The sequence below is a fragment of the Sutcliffiella rhizosphaerae genome (assembly GCF_917563925.1).
Classification (GTDB): domain Bacteria; phylum Bacillota; class Bacilli; order Bacillales; family Bacillaceae_I; genus Sutcliffiella_A; species Sutcliffiella_A rhizosphaerae.
The window spans coordinates 37,367-55,161 of the sequence record NZ_CAKJTJ010000002.1 but is presented as its reverse complement, the minus strand read 5'-3'; the positions used below and the strand labels follow the sequence as shown (position 1 = coordinate 55,161).

The 17,795-nt window shown below is 38.3% G+C and carries 14 protein-coding genes; all 14 read left to right on the top strand.

The genetic code is table 11. The features are described from left to right. Nucleotides 1-292: 292 nt before the first annotated feature. The 14 genes from LRP81_RS02245 (at nt 293) to LRP81_RS02180 (ending at nt 17,777) form a co-directional block, all read left to right on the top strand. Nucleotides 293-1,987 carry a proline--tRNA ligase gene (locus LRP81_RS02245; RefSeq protein WP_230499618.1) on the top strand — a complete coding sequence of 565 codons (1,695 nt, stop codon included), beginning with the start codon at nt 293-295 and terminating at the stop codon, nt 1,985-1,987. 133 nt (nt 1,988-2,120) lie between these two features. Next, nucleotides 2,121-6,422: a PolC-type DNA polymerase III gene (locus LRP81_RS02240; RefSeq protein ID WP_399206967.1), complete on the top strand. Its 4,302-nt coding sequence runs from the start codon at nt 2,121-2,123 to the stop codon at nt 6,420-6,422. Between the two features lie 264 nt (nt 6,423-6,686). Then, the gene (rimP, locus tag LRP81_RS02235; protein ID WP_230499617.1) at nt 6,687-7,157 is read left to right on the top strand and encodes a ribosome maturation factor RimP; all 471 of its coding nucleotides are present in this window, start codon (nt 6,687-6,689) and stop codon (nt 7,155-7,157) included. 81 nt (nt 7,158-7,238) lie between these two features. Beyond that, nucleotides 7,239-8,360, top strand: a complete 1,122-nt coding sequence (nusA, locus tag LRP81_RS02230; RefSeq protein WP_230499616.1) for a transcription termination factor NusA — start codon at nt 7,239-7,241, stop codon at nt 8,358-8,360. A 23-nt stretch (nt 8,361-8,383) separates the two neighbouring features. After that, on the top strand, nt 8,384-8,659 hold the full coding sequence (gene rnpM / locus LRP81_RS02225; protein WP_230499615.1) for an RNase P modulator RnpM: 276 nt from the start codon (nt 8,384-8,386) through the stop codon (nt 8,657-8,659). 4 nt (nt 8,660-8,663) lie between these two features. Next, a complete protein-coding gene (locus tag LRP81_RS02220) occupies nt 8,664-8,963 on the top strand; it encodes a YlxQ family RNA-binding protein (RefSeq protein ID WP_230499614.1) in 300 nt (99 codons plus the stop codon). Between the two features lie 17 nt (nt 8,964-8,980). After that, the gene (gene infB, locus LRP81_RS02215) at nt 8,981-11,128 is read left to right on the top strand and encodes a translation initiation factor IF-2 (protein WP_230499613.1); all 2,148 of its coding nucleotides are present in this window, start codon (nt 8,981-8,983) and stop codon (nt 11,126-11,128) included. Next, nucleotides 11,125-11,403 (top strand): DUF503 domain-containing protein, encoded by a 279-nt coding sequence (locus LRP81_RS02210; protein WP_230499612.1) that lies wholly within the window; start codon nt 11,125-11,127, stop codon nt 11,401-11,403. The genes infB and LRP81_RS02210 overlap by 4 nt, the downstream gene beginning before the upstream one ends. 14 nt (nt 11,404-11,417) lie before the next feature. Then, nucleotides 11,418-11,777 (top strand): 30S ribosome-binding factor RbfA, encoded by a 360-nt coding sequence (gene rbfA / locus LRP81_RS02205; RefSeq protein WP_230499611.1) that lies wholly within the window; start codon nt 11,418-11,420, stop codon nt 11,775-11,777. A 72-nt stretch (nt 11,778-11,849) separates the two neighbouring features. Next, nucleotides 11,850-12,764, top strand: coding sequence for a tRNA pseudouridine(55) synthase TruB (gene truB, locus LRP81_RS02200; RefSeq protein WP_230499610.1), 915 nt, complete (start codon nt 11,850-11,852; stop codon nt 12,762-12,764). Between the two features lie 125 nt (nt 12,765-12,889). After that, nucleotides 12,890-13,861, top strand: coding sequence for a bifunctional riboflavin kinase/FAD synthetase (gene ribF, locus LRP81_RS02195; protein WP_230499609.1), 972 nt, complete (start codon nt 12,890-12,892; stop codon nt 13,859-13,861). 103 nt (nt 13,862-13,964) lie between these two features. Continuing rightward, the gene (gene rpsO, locus LRP81_RS02190) at nt 13,965-14,234 is read left to right on the top strand and encodes a 30S ribosomal protein S15 (RefSeq protein ID WP_010193305.1); all 270 of its coding nucleotides are present in this window, start codon (nt 13,965-13,967) and stop codon (nt 14,232-14,234) included. Nucleotides 14,235-14,559: 325 nt separating this feature from the next. Continuing rightward, on the top strand, nt 14,560-16,677 hold the full coding sequence (pnp, locus tag LRP81_RS02185) for a polyribonucleotide nucleotidyltransferase (RefSeq protein ID WP_230499608.1): 2,118 nt from the start codon (nt 14,560-14,562) through the stop codon (nt 16,675-16,677). 134 nt (nt 16,678-16,811) lie between these two features. Then, on the top strand, nt 16,812-17,777 hold the full coding sequence (locus LRP81_RS02180; protein WP_230499607.1) for a polysaccharide deacetylase family protein: 966 nt from the start codon (nt 16,812-16,814) through the stop codon (nt 17,775-17,777). Nucleotides 17,778-17,795 lie beyond the last annotated feature (18 nt).

The following is a 17,795-nucleotide window of genomic DNA, read 5'->3' as shown; positions in this document are numbered from 1 at the left end:
TTTCTTTAGAAGATTGCTATTACTATATCGAAGTGGAAGACGCGAAGACTCCAGCTGGAGTATGGGACAAGGGAAATCCCACAGGGTCAGCCCGAGGAGGTTCCCCCGGACCACCCGCGGAAAGAAAAGCGTCTACAACGAAGATATACCGTTCTATGCAAATCTTGAAAAATTGTGTTTGTCAACAGTCTGACTTGCACCGTTTATGTGGTGCAAGTTCTCTTCATTTATGGCATTCTTTTTATTAGAAAGCTACAAGATATTATTACATATTTATTAAGAGGTGTATGAAATGAAACAAAGCATGACACTAATTCCAACATTAAGAGAAACTCCTTCAGATACAGAAGTGAAAAGCCACCAACTTCTGTTAAGAGCAGGATATATCCGTCAAAATACAAGTGGAATCTATAGTTTTCTTCCTCTTGGAAAGAAAGTGCTTAAGAAAGTGGAGGAAATTGTTAGAGAGGAAATGGATAATGCAGGGGCTGTCGAATTGCTTATGCCAGCTATGCAAGCAGCTGAGCTCTGGAAAGAATCCGGAAGATGGTATTCTTATGGACCTGAATTAATGCGACTGAAAGATCGTCATGACAGAGAATTTGCATTAGGTGCCACACACGAAGAGGTTATTACGACACTTGTAAGGGATGAAGTCAAATCCTACAAGAAGCTCCCTTTGTCTTTATATCAGATTCAAACGAAGTTCCGTGATGAGTTGCGTCCACGTTTTGGATTATTAAGAGGAAGAGAGTTCTTAATGAAAGATGCGTATTCCTTCCATGCTAACCAAGAAAGCCTTGATGAAACATATAACAAAATGTTTACTGCATATTCCAATATATTCACACGTCTTGGCCTGAATTTTCGTGCAGTTATTGCAGACTCAGGTGCAATGGGTGGAAAAGATACACACGAATTTATGGTCCTATCCGAAATTGGAGAAGATACAATCGCTTATTCGACTGAATCAACTTATGCGGCAAATGTTGAAATGGCACCGTGTCTTGTAGCTTATGAGAAAAAAGCCGAGAAAGCTCTAGAGTTGGAAAAAGTAGAGACTCCAAATCAAAAAACAATAGGTGAGGTAGCGGATTTTCTGAACAAAGAAAAGACCGACATAATTAAATCTATTGTTTTTAAAGTGGATGAAAAGTATATTTTAGTTCTTATAAGAGGCGATCATGAAATTAATGATATAAAAATTAAAAATCTCTATCAGGCATCTGTAGTAGAAATTGCAACACCTGAGGAAGTGCAGAAAGTGATAGGCTGTAGTATTGGTTCTATCGGGCCAATAGCACTATATGATAAGGTGGAAGTAGTTGCTGATAGTGCGGTAGAATTTATGGTAAATGCGGTATGCGGAGCTAATGAAGAAGGACATCATTATCAAAACGTAAGTCCTTCCCGAGATTTTGAAGTTGCACAATACGCAGATCTTCGCTTTATTGAAGAAGGAGATCTTTCTCCAGATGGAAAAGGTATTATTAAATTTGCTAAGGGAATAGAAGTAGGACATATCTTTAAGCTTGGAACTCGGTATAGCGAGGCGATGGGTGCGACATTCCTTGATGAGAATGGAAGAGCAAAGCCGATGATTATGGGCTGTTATGGAATTGGGGTCTCTAGAGTATTAGCAGCTGTCGTTGAACAGTATCATGATGAGAATGGTATTGTGTGGCCAAATGCGATAACTCCTTATGATGTGCATGTGATTCCAGTCAATATTAAAAATGATGCCCAAGCAGCACTTGCAGAAAAAATATACAACAACCTCAAAAATGCTAGATTGGATGTTTTATTTGATGACCGTCAAGAGAGACCAGGAGTAAAGTTTGCAGACGCAGACCTAATCGGATTGCCAGTTAGAGTAACAGTAGGCAAGAGAGCTGATGAGGGAATTGTAGAAGTGAAATGGCGAGATAGCGGAGAGTTGGAAGAAATCTCTGTAGAAGAATTAATTCAAACTCTGCAAAAAAAATAGTACAATAGAAAAGAAAGTAATTGGAAGGTACCTCGGTTTTGAGGTACCTTCCATCTTGTCGAAACCTATTATTGAGTCTTCATTACATATAAATTAGGGGAAAGGAGACCTACCATTGCTAGAGCTAGATCAAATCTCACAAGAGAAAAAAGATAGATTTCGCCTTCTTCTTCAGCAGATTGATATGACAAGTGACGAGTTGTTTCCTTACTTTGCAGAAGGAGCCATTGATAAGTTAACTGTTGAAAAAGTAACAAAAAGATGGCATTTTCACTTTATTCTGCATAAAATTCTGCCTTCCCATGTCTATCAATTATTTTATGAAAAACTAAACTCAGCTTTCTCACATATTGCTAATGTTTCCTTTAATCTATCTGTACAAAATCGTTCCTTTGACGAAACTTCTATTAAAGAATATTGGCCATTATGCTTAAAAGAGCTTGATGGATGCTCACCACCATTAATCATGCTGCTTCAAGGCCAGACCCCTAGTATACAAGGGAACAAACTGGTCTTAACTGCAAGAAACGATGCTGAAGCGATCGCAGTAAAAAAGAAACTTACCTCCACGATTTGTACAACTTATGAAGGATTCGGATTTCCTGCATTTCAATTGGAAATAAGTCTCTCCCAATCTGACGAGGAGTATCAACATTTTGTTGAGCAAAAACAGCTTGAAGATAAACAGAAAGCTCTTGCAGCTGTCACTGAAATGCAGAAGAAAGATTCCGCAAAAGAGGACAATACAGTAAGCGGCCCAGTAATGATTGGGTATTCAATCAAAGATGATATGGAAATCAAAACACTCGCTGAAATTGTGGAAGAAGAACGACGAGTAGCTGTTCAAGGATACGTTTTTGATGCGGAAACAAAGGAACTTAGAAGTGGAAGGACTTTGCTTACGTTCAAAATTACGGACTATACAAATTCAATAATGGTAAAAATGTTTTCTCGAGATAAGGAAGATGTTCCTCTTTTACAAGCTATTAAAAAAGGAATGTGGCTGAAAGTAAGAGGAAGCGTGCAAAATGATACTTTTGTCAGAGACTTAGTCATGATGGCAAATGACATTAATGAATTTAAGGGAAAAGAAATAATTGATACTGCACCTGTAGGAGAGAAAAGGGTTGAACTTCACTTGCATTCTCCTATGAGTACGATGGATGCTGTAAGTTCTATTTCGTCCCTTGTAAGTCAGGCGAAAAAATGGGGACATGAGGCGATAGCTATTACAGACCATGCTGTGGCACAAGGTTATCCAGAAGCATATGCAGCGGGTAAAAAAAATGGAATAAAAATATTGTATGGACTAGAGGCAAACTTAGTAGATGATGGAGTCCCGATTGCTTATAATCCTGCACATCGAGAACTTGCCGAAGACACCTATGTTGTGTTTGACGTAGAAACAACTGGTTTATCAGCTATGTATGATACCATCATTGAACTTGCTGCTGTAAAAATAAAAGGTGGAGAAATCATTGACCGATTTGAGTCTTTTGCAAATCCACACCATCGTCTTTCAGCTACTACTATCAATCTCACAGGTATTACCGATGACATGGTAAAAGATGCGCCAGAAGTGGAAGATGTTCTGAAAGATTTTGCAAAATGGATGCAGGATGATATTTTGGTTGCCCATAACGCAAGTTTTGATATGGGATTTCTGAATATCGGGTTCCAAAGGATAGGCATAGGGAAAGCAAAGAATCCAGTAATAGATACGTTGGAACTTGGAAGATTGCTTTTTCCAGATTTGAAAAACCACCGTCTTAATACCCTTTGTAAGAAGTTTGATATTGAATTGACTCAGCATCACCGTGCCATTTATGATGCAGAGGCAACAGGCTATTTATTAGTAAAAATGTTGAAAGACTCTCATGCAAAAGGCATTATCTATCATGATGAATTTAATGAGCATTCCGGAAAAACCGATGCATACAAACGAGCAAGACCATCACATGTTACCTTAATGGCAGTTAATGAAACTGGTTTGAAAAACTTATTCAAGATTGTTTCCATCTCACATATGAATTATTTCTTCCGAGTGCCTAGAATTCCAAGATCTCAGCTTCAAAAACATCGTGAAGGTCTAATTGTCGGAACAGCATGTGATAAGGGTGAGGTTTTTGAAGGGATGATGCAAAAGGCACCTGATGAGGTGGAAAGTATTGCTGAATTCTATGATTATATTGAAGTACAACCTCCAAGCAATTACGCCCATCTCATTGAACTGGAATTAGTTAGGGATGACAAAGCATTAAAAGAAATCATCACCAACATCGTAAAACTTGGAGAGAAAATGGAAAAACCAGTTGTTGCAACTGGAAATGTACATTATCTAAAAGAACAGGATAAAATCCATCGTGAAATTCTTGTGCGTTCTCAATCTGGGGCAAATCCTCTTAATCGACACAAATTGCCTGACGTTCACTTCAAAACAACGGATGACATGTTGGCAGCATTCTCTTTCCTTGGTGAAGAGAAAGCAAAAGAAATAGTTGTGAAGAATACACAGAAAATTGCCGGAATGATTGATGATATTAAGCCAATAAAAGATGACCTCTATACCCCAAAAATAGAAGGTGCAGATGATGAAATCAGGGATATGAGCTATTCGATGGCACGTCGCATTTATGGCGATGAATTACCTGAGATTGTAGAAAAAAGGATTGAAAAAGAATTAAAAAGTATTATTGGACATGGGTTTGCCGTCATTTATTTAATTTCTCACAAACTTGTAAAAAAATCTCTTGATGACGGTTATCTAGTAGGCTCTCGTGGATCTGTCGGTTCTTCTTTTGTTGCAACTATGACAGAAATTACCGAGGTTAATCCATTGCCACCACACTATGTATGCCCATCTTGTAAGCAATCGGAATTTTTTGATGATGGATCTGTTGGATCAGGGTTTGACCTTCCAAATAAAGACTGTCCAAACTGTGGAGAGGCTTATACAAAAGATGGCCATGATATTCCATTTGAAACATTCCTAGGATTTAAAGGGGATAAGGTGCCAGATATAGACCTTAACTTCTCAGGAGAGTATCAGCCAAAAGCTCACAACTATACGAAAGTTCTTTTCGGTGAGGATTATGTTTTTCGGGCAGGAACAATCGGTACAGTTGCAGATAAAACTGCTTATGGATATGTAAAAGGATATGCAAATGACCGTAATCTAATTTTACGTGGAGCGGAAATTGATCGACTTTCTTCAGGTTGTACAGGTGTAAAGCGTACAACCGGTCAGCATCCTGGTGGAATTATTGTTGTTCCGGACTATATGGATATCTTTGATTTTTCACCGATACAATATCCAGCAGATGATCAAAATTCAGAATGGAAGACGACCCATTTTGATTTCCATTCTATCCATGATAATTTATTAAAATTGGATATACTTGGACACGATGACCCTACCGTTATTAGAATGCTTCAAGATCTTAGTGGAATCGATCCTAAAACCATACCTACAGACGACCCTTATGTCATGAAAATATTTAGTGGTACTGAATCTCTAGGTGTAACAGAAGAACAGATTATGTGTAAAACGGGTACGTTAGGGATTCCGGAATTTGGAACACGATTTGTACGTCAGATGTTAGAAGATACAAAGCCATCTACTTTTTCAGAGCTTGTACAAATCTCTGGACTTTCTCATGGTACGGATGTTTGGTTAGGGAATGCACAAGAACTTATTCACAACAATACGTGTACGTTAAGTGAAGTTATTGGATGTCGTGATGACATAATGGTATATCTTATCTATAAAGGTCTTGAACCATCCATGGCCTTCAAGATCATGGAATCTGTCCGAAAAGGAAAAGGTCTGACGGAAGAATTTAAGGAAGAAATGATCAAGAATGATGTACCAGGATGGTACGTTGATTCCTGTCTGAAAATAAAATACATGTTCCCTAAGGCGCATGCTGCCGCTTATGTATTAATGGCTGTGCGTATTGCCTACTTCAAGGTTCATTTTCCGCTTATGTATTATGCGGCATATTTTACTGTTCGAGCAGATGACTTCGATATTGATAATATGGTGAAAGGTTCAGCTGCAATCAGACAAAAAGTTGAAGAAATCAATGCTAAGGGTCTTGATGCAGCACCGAAAGAAAAATCACTTCTCACTGTTTTGGAGCTTTCATTAGAGATGACTGAACGTGGTTTCTCTTTCCAAAAAGTAGATTTGTATAAATCAAGTGCAACTGATTTTTTTATTGAGGGCGAGACACTGATTCCTCCGTTCAATTCTATACCTGGCCTTGGAACGAACGCAGCTATTAATATTGTGAATGCTAGGAAAGAAGGAGAATTTCTTTCAAAAGAAGACCTTCAGCAAAGAGGTAGAATTTCAAAAACCATTCTAGAATATTTAGATAATCATGGTTGTTTGTCTGGTCTTCCTGATCAAAATCAGTTATCACTGTTCTAATTGAAAAAGTGACTTATCCTAGAAACATTTGCATATAGACTCGGGATATGATATATTAACATTGGGAATGCTATATACAGGTAATTAACTAAGAGTGGGGAAACCCACTCTTTCGTATTGTGTCCCCATTATTCTTAACCGATCTGGTTGGAATGCGCATCACTTGTACATAAGCTTGCTTGTTTATGATGCCCTGCTTTTTATAGCAGGGTCTTTTGTTCAGATTTTAAACACATCGTCTCGCTTTTGCGAAGGAGGAAAATGATGAGCAAAACAGTAACAGAAACGGTGGAAGAATTAGCACTTCCAATCGTAGAACAATTGAATGTAGAACTTGTGGATATTGAGTATGTAAAAGAGGGTTCCTCTTGGTTCCTCCGTGTTTACGTGGATAAAGAAGGCGGCATAGATATTGAAGAGTGTGGAAACGTGAGTGAGAAATTAAGCGAAAAGCTTGATGAAATCGATCCGATTCCTCATAATTATTTTCTTGAAGTTTCCTCTCCCGGTGCCGAGCGTCCTTTAAAAAAGAAAGAAGACGTGGAAAAGGCAATTGGGAAATACGTAAACATAAAAACCTATGAACCAATTGATGGATTAAAATCGTTTGAAGGTAACTTACTGGAATTTGATGGTGAAACGGTTAAAATCCAGGTAACGATCAAAACGCGTAAAAAAGAATTCTCGATACCTTACCAAAAAGTTGCCAAGGCAAGATTGGCAGTAAAATTTTAATTTTTTTATATGGATAATCCGTAAAGCTAAAACGGAAACAAAAAATGAAGTAATGGAAATTATTAAGGGGGACATGGTTGTATGAGCAGCGAGTTATTTGATGCTTTAACCCTGATGGAAAAGGAAAAAGGCATTAGCAAAGATATAATTATTGAAGCGATAGAGGCTGCACTTATATCTGCTTACAAACGAAACTTTAATCAAGCACAAAATGTACGAGTGGACATGAACCTTGAAACAGGTACAATGCGCGTATTTGCAAGAAAAGATGTGGTAGAGGAAGTATTTGATTCCCGTTTAGAAATCTCTGTCGGAGAAGCACGCCAAATTAACCCAAACTATCAAGAGAATGATGTGGTAGAGATTGAAGTCACTCCAAAAGATTTCGGTCGTATAGCTGCACAAACCGCAAAACAAGTGGTAACTCAACGGGTAAGGGAAGCAGAGCGAGGAGTAATCTACTCCGAGTATATTGAACGCGAAGAAGATATTATGACTGGTATTGTTCAACGTCTTGACTCTAAATTCATCTATGTAAGTCTAGGCAAAATTGAGGCATTACTCCCTATTAATGAGCAAATGCCTAATGAACATTACAAGCCTCATGATAGAATAAAAGTATTCCTTACAAAAGTAGAAAAAACAACGAAGGGGCCACAGATTTTTGTGTCTCGTTCACACCCGGGACTTCTTAAACGATTATTTGAACTTGAAGTTCCTGAAATCTATGATGGAACAGTGGAAATTAAGTCTGTAGCACGAGAAGCTGGAGACCGCTCAAAAATTTCAGTCCATTGTGACAATCCAGAAGTTGATCCAGTGGGAGCATGTGTCGGGCCGAAGGGTCAAAGGGTTCAAGCAATTGTAAACGAATTGAAAGGGGAAAAGATTGACATTGTCCGTTGGTCTAAAGACCCTGTAGAATTTGTAGCAAATGCCCTTAGCCCATCTAAAGTGTTGGAAGTGCAAGTGAATGAGGAAGATAAAGCTACAACTGTTATCGTACCTGATTATCAACTATCTCTTGCAATAGGTAAGAGGGGTCAGAATGCACGACTTGCCGCCAAGCTAACTGGATGGAAAATCGACATCAAGAGTGAATCAGAAGCAGAAGAATTAGGAATCTATCCAAGTCTTTCATTAGCTAAAAACAATGCAGATGACATGGAAGATTTCTATGATGAAGACTACTCGAAAGAATGATTGGTAAAAGAGGGTGAAGCCAGGTGAACAACCGCAAAAAAATCCCGATGCGAAAATGTGTGGCGAGTCAGGAAATGAAGCCTAAAAAAGAGCTGATTCGAATTGTTCGTTCAAAAGAAGGCGAAGTTACCATTGACTTAACAGGGAAAAAATCTGGCAGAGGAGCTTATCTAGCAAGAAATAAAGATAGCATCCTACTTGCTAGAAAGAAAGATATATTATCCCGACATCTAGAAGTTGCGATTGATGATTCATTGTATGATGAATTACTTCAACTGGTAGAAATGGAGCAAGAATAACATCATGAATAATCAATGGCTATCATTAGTTGGGCTTGCAACGAGAGCGAGAAAAACAATTACAGGTGAAGATCTGGTCCTTAAAGAAGTCAGGGCTGGAAAAGCCAAACTCGTATTGATTGCAGAGGATGCCTCCGCAAATACGAGGAAAAAATTACATGATAAATGTTCGTATTATAATATACCGATAAGAACGGTAGAAAATCGGTATGAACTAGGTCGGGCACTTGGCAAAGATGCAAGAGTATCCGTCGCCATAGTAGATGAAGGATTTGCAAATAAGCTTCTATCGATGCTCGATTAATCTTTGGGGGTGAATGTATGACTAAATTACGCGTGTACGAATACGCTAAACAAAAGAACGTATCAAGTAAAGATGTCATTACAAAACTAAAAGAAATGAATATTGAGGTATCAAATCATATGGCAACATTAGATGAAGACACAATCAACAAACTAAATGGTTCAGGTAAAAAAGAAACACCAAAACAACCTGTAGCACAAAATAGCACATCGGCACCAAAGAATAAACCGACTCAAGGCAATAGCCCAGCTCAAGGGAAAGGTAAAAATAAACCTTTCGCTAAAAAGGGTAACCCAGGCGGAAATCAACAAAACAACAACTTCTCCAAGGGGAAGAAAAAGTCAAATAACAAACAAAACCGTGGGCAACAACACCAAGCACCACAGCAACCAGTAAAAAAGAAAGAGACTCCATCTAAAATTACTTTTACAGGATCTCTTACAGTTGGTGAATTGGCGAATAAACTAAACAAAGAACCATCTGAAATTATTAAAAAATTGTTGATGCTTGGAGTAATGGCTACAATTAACCAAGACCTTGACAAAGACTCCATCGAATTGATTGCAGGTGAGTATAACGTAGAAGTGGAAGAGGAAATTGTATTTGAAATTACAGACTTCGAAGGATATGATTCTGAAGATTCTACAGAAGTGCTAGAAGAACGTCCGCCTGTAGTAACAATCATGGGACATGTAGACCACGGTAAAACCACATTGCTTGACTCCATTCGTAACACAAAAGTGACTGCGGGAGAAGCAGGGGGAATTACGCAACATATTGGTGCTTACCAAGTAGAAGTGGATCAAGGTAAAAAAATAACATTCCTTGATACTCCAGGACATGCTGCATTTACAACAATGCGCTCCCGTGGAGCACAAGTAACAGATATTACGATTCTAGTTGTTGCTGCAGATGACGGAGTAATGCCTCAGACTGTAGAAGCAATTAATCACGCTAAAGCGGCAGAGGTTCCAATCATTGTAGCAGTAAACAAAATGGATAAAGAGGCTGCTAACCCTGACCGGGTTATGCAAGAATTAACAGAGCATGGATTAGTTTCTGAAGCATGGGGTGGGGATACTATATTTGTACCACTATCTGCATTAAGTGGAGAAGGAATTGATACATTGCTTGAAATGATCCTCCTAGTAGCAGAAGTGGAAGAATACAAAGCGAACAAAAATCGTGCAGCAACTGGTACTGTAATCGAAGCCCAGCTTGATAAAGGTAGAGGTTCTGTAGCGACACTCCTAGTTCAGAAAGGTACTCTTCGTGTTGGTGATCCAATTGTTGTTGGTAACACTTACGGACGTGTACGTGCCATGGTGAACGATTTAGGACGCAGAGTAAAAGAGGCAGGTCCATCAACTCCTGTAGAAATTACAGGACTTAATGAAGTTCCTCAAGCAGGTGACAACTTCCTTGTTTTTGCTGATGAGAAAACCGCACGCAATGTTGGGGAAGCACGTGCCCAAAAGCAGTTGCAAGAACAACGTAGTGAAAAATCTCGTGTAACTCTTGATGATTTATTTGAACAAATCAAACAAGGCGATATCAAAGAAATCAATCTTATTGTCAAAGCAGACGTACAAGGTTCTGTTGAAGCGATGGCAGCTTCTCTTCAAAAAATTGATGTAGAAGGAGCTAAAGTGAAAATTATTCACACAGGTGTAGGTGCTATTACAGAATCTGACATCATCTTAGCTTCTGCTTCCAATGCAGTTGTCATTGGCTTCAATGTTCGTCCTGATGCTGGAGCAAAACGTACCGCGGATGCTGAGAATGTTGACATTCGACTTCATCGTATTATCTATAAAGCGATTGAAGAGATTGAAGCAGCTATGAAAGGAATGCTTGACCCTGAATACGAAGAAAAAGTAATCGGTCAAGTAGAGGTTCGTCAAACATTCAAAGTATCAAAAGTAGGGACAATTGCGGGCGCATATGTAACGGAAGGTAAAATCACACGTGATTCTAGTATCCGTTTAATCCGTGATGGCATTGTTATTTTTGAAGGCGAATTAGACACACTAAAACGCTTTAAAGATGATGTTAAAGAAGTTGCTACAAACTATGAATGTGGTGTTACAATTAAAAACTTTAATGATATTAAAGAAGGCGACATCATCGAAGCATATGTTATGCAAGAAATTGAAAGAAAATGATTGGATATGTAGAGTGTGACTGTCATATCTATGATGCCCAGTCTTTAAAAGAGAAAAGAGCTGTGTTGCAGCGTGTTATGACGCGTATGAAGCAGCGGTTTAATATTTCCATTTCAGAGATTGATCATCAGAATGTTTGGCAGCGAACGAAGATAGGGATCGTTTCCGTATCTTCCTCGAAATCCATCACTGAGAAAGAATTGCAAAGAGTGCTTGAATTCCTGGATTCTTTTCCAGAAATTGAACGGGCAGAAACTTCGCTTGATTGGCTTTAAAGAGGTGAAAAAATATGACACTAAGATCAAATCGTGTTGGAGAGCAAATGAAAAAAGAGCTTTCAGATATTATTGGTCGTAAAATTAAGGATCCACGCGTAGGATTTGTAACCGTAACAGATGTGCAGGTTACCGGTGATCTTCAACAAGCAAAAGTGTTTATTTCTGTGCTTGGAGACGATGAAAAACGACAAGATACACTCATTGGCTTGGCAAAAGCAAAAGGGTTTATCCGAAGTGAAATTGGCCGTCGTATCCGATTGAGAAAAACACCAGAGCTTATTTTCGAGTTTGATGAATCTATTGACTACGGAAACAGAATTGAAAGTCTGATACATGAACTAAATAGAAAAGACTCTGATCACGAAGAGTAATAAACAAAAAAAGGATAGGCAGTTATTGTCTATCCTTTTTCTCGATATAAAGAGTTAGGGGGCAGTTCATAAATGGATGGTATTCTCATTTTGAATAAACCAAGAGGGTTAACCTCTCATGATTGCGTATATAAAGTAAGAAAGATATTAAAAACAAAAAAAGTGGGCCACACGGGAACACTAGATCCAGAAGTAACAGGAGTGCTTCCGATTTGTATTGGGAGAGCAACAAAAGTAGTGGAGTTTTTGACGGCAGAAGAAAAAACTTACATAGCTGAAGTAACAATAGGATTTTCTACGACCACAGAAGATCAAACAGGTGAAGTAGTGGAACAGAAGGTGATCGATCAACCTATTCCAAAAGAACAGATTCTTTCAGTTTTACAGAGATTAAAAGGAGAGCTGGAACAAACTCCACCCATGTATTCTGCGGTCAAGATAAACGGGAAAAAGCTATATGAATATGCGCGTGAAGGAAAAGTGATTGACAGACCATCGCGTAAAGTCTTTATCCATGATATCTTCCTAACTAGTGAAGTAGAATATAAAAATGACAATCAAATAACGTTCTCCTTTCAAGTAAATTGCAGTAAAGGTACATATGTAAGGACGCTTGCGGTACAAATTGGAGAAATGTTAGGTTACCCTGCCCATATGTCTCGTCTGAGCCGAATCTCTTCAGGCGATTTTACAATAGACAAGGCAGTTTCTCTTGAAGACTTAACGCAACTAACAGAGGAAAATCGTGTACATGAGGTTCTGTTGCCAATGGAAAACGCATTAACTTCATTGCCTAAGCTTGAAATAAATGATAAAGTAGCAGAGAAAGTAAAGAATGGAGCAGTTTTGCCACTCCCTCAACATTTTGATGAAAATAATGAATTCGAATTCTTTAGTGTTTTTCATAATAACCATTGTTTAGCTATCTATATGAAGCACCCGACAAAACAAGGGTTAATGAAGCCCAAAAAAGTAATTCATTTATAAACGGCTAGTTATCAATGTTTCTTTATCGACACTCGTTAAAGACGACAACAAACATTTATAAAAGAGCCGATAAAAAATGGCTAAAAGCATACTTTTGTATGATCAAATAGACTTAGGTGATAAAAATGAAAGTTGTTTACTTAGAGCACCCTCACTCATTGAAGAATCATAATTGTCCACCTTCTTGTGTTGCACTTGGATTTTTTGATGGAATCCATCTAGGGCATCAAAAGGTTATCTTAGGAGCTCGTGAAAAGGCAAACGAATTGAATCTGGAGTGTGCAGTAATGACATTGGACCCTCACCCTTCTGTTGTTTTAAGAAGGACGGTACAACATGTACGTTATATTACTCCGCTAACGGAAAAAATTCGACTTTTAGAGCAAATGGGTGTAGACACTTTATATGTTGTCAAATTTGATCTTTCCTTTGCTTCCCTTGTACCACAAGATTTTGTAGATCAGTATATAATCGCTTTGAATATAATGCACGTTGTTGCAGGCTTCGATTATTCATATGGTAGTTTGGGGAAAGGAACCATGGAAACATTACCGTTTCATTCCCGAAACCAGTTTGATCAGACGGTCATCGAGAAATATACAACGAATGATTTAAAGGTCAGCTCTACATATATCAGACAACAGTTACAAGAAGGCAATGTTAACGATCTCCCATCTACTTTAGGACGCTTTTATCAAATTAGGGGAAGAGTAGGGCATGGAGAAAAAAGAGGTCGAACTATCGGATTTCCTACCGCCAATATTACACTTACAGAAGATTATGTGATTCCTAAAACAGGAGTTTATGCAGTTCGCATGTACGTATTGGGAAGGTGGCATAATGGTGTCTGCAATATTGGATATAAACCGACCTTCCATGAAAATAAGAAGGATGTCGTTCCCTCCATTGAAGTACATCTCTTTCATTTTCAAGATGTTATCTATGAGGAAGAAGTTACTATTGAATGGCATCAAAATATAAGAGATGAAAAGAAATTCTCCGGAATTGAAGCCTTAGTCGAGCAAATTACGAAAGATAAAGAGACAGCAGAGGACTATTTTCAAAAAAACACATGTGATACTTGCTTTTTAACCTGAAAAGTTGTATGCTAAAAAACGTACGAAAACCATTGCTTGGCAAGTCGAATCACCAACGCTTGCTCGGTAATTGGGGTTTTTAAACGAAATGGAGGTGAATAGGATGGCTATTACACAAGAACGTAAACAAGAACTAATCAATGAGTTCAGAACTCACGAATCTGACACTGGATCTCCAGAAGTACAGATCGCTGTCCTAACAGAACAAATCAACAACCTAAACGAGCATTTACGTACTCACAAGAAAGATCACCACTCTCGTCGTGGTCTATTGAAGATGGTTGGTAAGCGTCGTAACTTACTTACTTACCTTCGTAACAAAGACGTTACTCGTTACCGTGAACTAATTAACAAATTAGGTCTACGTCGATAAGTTTTTCAGAAGAAAGCGGGAGAATTCCCGCTTTTTTATTAGTGTTTAAGAAAATGATATGCAAAATTGCTAATATAGAGCAGTTTTTTCCTATAGATGATGGAAATCTATTGATATGTAATAGTTGTTTCGTTCATACTATACATAATAGCGATACCTTACTTAATTTATTAATATAATTAATAATTGAAACTTGTGCAAGCATTTGATTAGTGATAAAAAGGAAAAAGACACTAGGAGTGCCGGGTAACCAAACATTATCAATAGCCAAGATTAGCAAAGTAATTTTTTACATATGAAAGCTAGAGAGGGGTTTATAAAACTCATGGGACAAGATAAACAAGTCTTTTCTATCGATTGGGCAGGAAGAGAACTATCGGTAGAAATCGGACAATTAGCGAAACAAGCAAACGGTGCTGTAATGGTACGTTATGGAGACACAGCAGTTCTAAGCACAGCGACGGCTTCAAAGGAACCAAAAAAATTGGATTTCTTTCCATTAACAGTTAATTATGAAGAGAGATTATATGCTGTAGGAAAAATTCCAGGTGGATTTATTAAAAGGGAAGGGCGTCCTAGTGAGAAAGCAGTTTTGGCAAGTAGACTAATTGACCGTCCAATTCGCCCATTGTTCGCAGATGGTTTCCGTAATGAAGTTCAGGTTATCAGCATTGTGATGAGCGTGGATCAAAACTGTTCTTCAGAAATGGCAGCGATGTTTGGCTCTTCTTTAGCATTGTCCGTTTCGGATATTCCTTTTGAGGGTCCAATTGCTGGAGTAACTGTGGGAAGAATTAATGATGAATTCATCATTAATCCCAATGTAGATCAATTAGAAAAAAGTGATATCAATCTTGTAGTTGCAGGAACTAAAGATGCAATAAACATGGTAGAAGCAGGTGCAGATGAAGTTCCGGAAGAAATCATGTTGGAAGCAATCATGTTTGGACATGAAGAAATCAAACGTTTAATCGCTTTCCAAGAAGAGATTGTACAAGCTGTTGGAAAAGAAAAACTTGAAATACAACTTTATGAAGTAGATAAAAACCTTGAGCATGAAGTACGTGCATTAGCAGAAGAAAAGATGACAAAAGCTGTACAAGTACACGAAAAGCATGCGCGTGAAGCAGCAATAAAAGAAGTAAAAGAGGAAGTAGTTTCACGATACGTTGAGCAGGAAACAGAAGACGAAACATTAAAACAAGTAAACGAAATTCTTGGTATGCTTGTAAAAGAGGAAGTTAGAAGGCTAATCACAGAAGATAAAGTCCGCCCAGATGGTCGTAAAAGTGATGAAATTCGTCCTTTAGCTTCAGAAGTCGGTTTACTGTCTCGAACTCATGGTTCAGGTCTATTTACTCGAGGTCAAACGCAAGCATTGAGTATTTGTACACTTGGAGCGTTAGGTGATGTACAAATTCTAGATGGTTTAGGGATTGAAGAAGAAAAACGCTTCATGCATCACTATAACTTCCCATTGTTTAGCGTAGGGGAAACAGGTCCAATGAGAGGTCCTGGTCGAAGAGAGATTGGTCATGGAGCGCTAGGTGAGCGTGCACTAGAACCTGTCATTCCTTCTGAGAAAGATTTTCCTTACACAGTAAGGCTTGTTTCAGAGGTTTTAGAATCAAATGGTTCTACTTCCCAAGCAAGTATTTGCGCAAGTACTCTTGCCATGATGGATGCGGGTGTCCCAATTAAAGCGCCAGTAGCTGGTATTGCAATGGGGCTTATCAAGAAAGGGGAGCATTATACAGTACTTTCTGATATCCAAGGTATGGAGGATCATTTAGGGGATATGGACTTCAAAGTTGCCGGAACATCAAAAGGTGTAACAGCACTTCAGATGGATATTAAAATTGATGGGCTTTCCCGTGAGATTTTAGAAGAAGCTCTTCAACAAGCAAAGGTAGGCAGAATGCATATTCTAGATTCAATGTTGGCTACTCTAAATGAGTCACGTAAAGAGCTTTCACCATATGCACCTAAAATCTTAATGCTTTCTATCAATCCTGACAAAATCCGTGATGTTATTGGACCGAGCGGGAAACAAATCAATAAAATCATTGAAGAGACCGGCGTGAAAATTGATATCGAGCAAGATGGTACAGTATTTATCTCATCAATAGATATGGAAATGAACGAAAAAGCCAAAAAGATCATTGAAGATATTGTACGTGAAGTGCAAGTCGGAGAAATCTATCTTGGTAAAGTAAAACGAATTGAAAAGTTCGGAGCATTTGTTGAACTGTTCAGTGGGAAAGATGGCCTAGTACACATCTCAGAACTTGCAGAAGAGAGAGTGAAGCAAGTGGAAGACGTTGTTAAGCTTGGAGAAGAAGTACTTGTGAAAGTAATGGAAATTGACAAGCAAGGCAGAGTAAACCTTTCACGTAAAGTTCTTCTGAAAGAGAAAAAAGAGAAAAACGAACAACTGTCTTAATAACGAAGCCTGGTTTTAATGCCGGGCTTTTTCCAGTATGCTTTTTTCACATGGTGAAAGAATTTTGAAAGGTTTTATTTGTTCTACCTTGTCCCTTTTCTACATAAATTCTAAGTAGAAAGGAGATGGGTAGAATGAAAAGAACAACATTTCAACTATTGGCATTTATTATGATTGCATTTTTTACATATAAAACGGTGAGTCCCCCTTTTCCAGGTGATATAGCTAGTATCTTTGCTGATGACCTAGAAATAGTATCAAAAAATCAAGATGCACTCATGACAGAGATTAGGACTAAAGCACCTGAATATGAGGCGGAACCACAAGATGCAAAAATAGATAAAATTTGGAAAGCACAGCCGGGACTGAACGGTCTTAGGGTAAATATAGAGAAATCCTATGAAAGCATGAAAGAAAACGGTGAGTTTGATGAGAAAAAGCTTATCTTGGAGCAAATTCCTCCAAATGTCCATCTTTCTGACCTGCCACCTTCACCTATTTATCGTGGACATCCTGAAAAAGAGATGGCTGCATTTCTAATTAATGTTGCGTGGGGGAATGAGCATATTCCTGGGATGCTAGAAACGTTGAAAAAACATAATGTGAAGGCAACTTTTTTTCTTGAAGGAAGATGGGTGAAAGAAAACCCCTCCATGGCAAAAATGATTATTGATGCCGGCCATGAAGTTGGAAACCATTCCTATACTCATCCGAATATGAAAACACTTGGGAGTAATGCAGTTAGAGATCAATTGCTAAAAACAAATGAAGTGATTGAGGCAATTTCAGGAAACAAAGTAGTTTGGTTTGCTCCTCCAAGCGGAAGCTATAGAGATGAAGTGGTTTCTATTGCACATGAACTTCATATGGGAACAATTATGTGGAGCGTAGATACCATTGATTGGCAGCGGCCAGAACCTGATGTACTTATCAATCGTGTTGTAAGTAAAATACATCCAGGAGCCATGGTTTTAATGCATCCAACACCTTCTACTGAAAAAAGTTTAGAATCACTTATCACATCCATAAAAGAAAAAGGTCTTGAACTCGGAAGTGTTTCTTCCTTGTTAAGTGAGGAAAGAGTCATTCATCTCAACTAGAATGAACAGATTTGAATA

What these genes read in the sequence shown, in the direction of transcription:
- LRP81_RS02245 (WP_230499618.1), top strand. Translation starts at nt 293, where the DNA reads ATGAAACAAAGCATGACACTAATTCCAACATTAAGAGAAACTCCTTCA.
- rimP (WP_230499617.1), top strand. Translation starts at nt 6,687, where the DNA reads ATGAGCAAAACAGTAACAGAAACGGTGGAAGAATTAGCACTTCCAATC.
- nusA (WP_230499616.1), top strand. Translation starts at nt 7,239, where the DNA reads ATGAGCAGCGAGTTATTTGATGCTTTAACCCTGATGGAAAAGGAAAAA.
- LRP81_RS02220 (WP_230499614.1), top strand. Translation starts at nt 8,664, where the DNA reads ATGAATAATCAATGGCTATCATTAGTTGGGCTTGCAACGAGAGCGAGA.
- infB (WP_230499613.1), top strand. Translation starts at nt 8,981, where the DNA reads ATGACTAAATTACGCGTGTACGAATACGCTAAACAAAAGAACGTATCA.
- LRP81_RS02210 (WP_230499612.1), top strand. Translation starts at nt 11,125, where the DNA reads ATGATTGGATATGTAGAGTGTGACTGTCATATCTATGATGCCCAGTCT.
- rbfA (WP_230499611.1), top strand. Translation starts at nt 11,418, where the DNA reads ATGACACTAAGATCAAATCGTGTTGGAGAGCAAATGAAAAAAGAGCTT.
- truB (WP_230499610.1), top strand. Translation starts at nt 11,850, where the DNA reads ATGGATGGTATTCTCATTTTGAATAAACCAAGAGGGTTAACCTCTCAT.
- ribF (WP_230499609.1), top strand. Translation starts at nt 12,890, where the DNA reads ATGAAAGTTGTTTACTTAGAGCACCCTCACTCATTGAAGAATCATAAT.
- rpsO (WP_010193305.1), top strand. Translation starts at nt 13,965, where the DNA reads ATGGCTATTACACAAGAACGTAAACAAGAACTAATCAATGAGTTCAGA.
- pnp (WP_230499608.1), top strand. Translation starts at nt 14,560, where the DNA reads ATGGGACAAGATAAACAAGTCTTTTCTATCGATTGGGCAGGAAGAGAA.
- LRP81_RS02180 (WP_230499607.1), top strand. Translation starts at nt 16,812, where the DNA reads ATGAAAAGAACAACATTTCAACTATTGGCATTTATTATGATTGCATTT.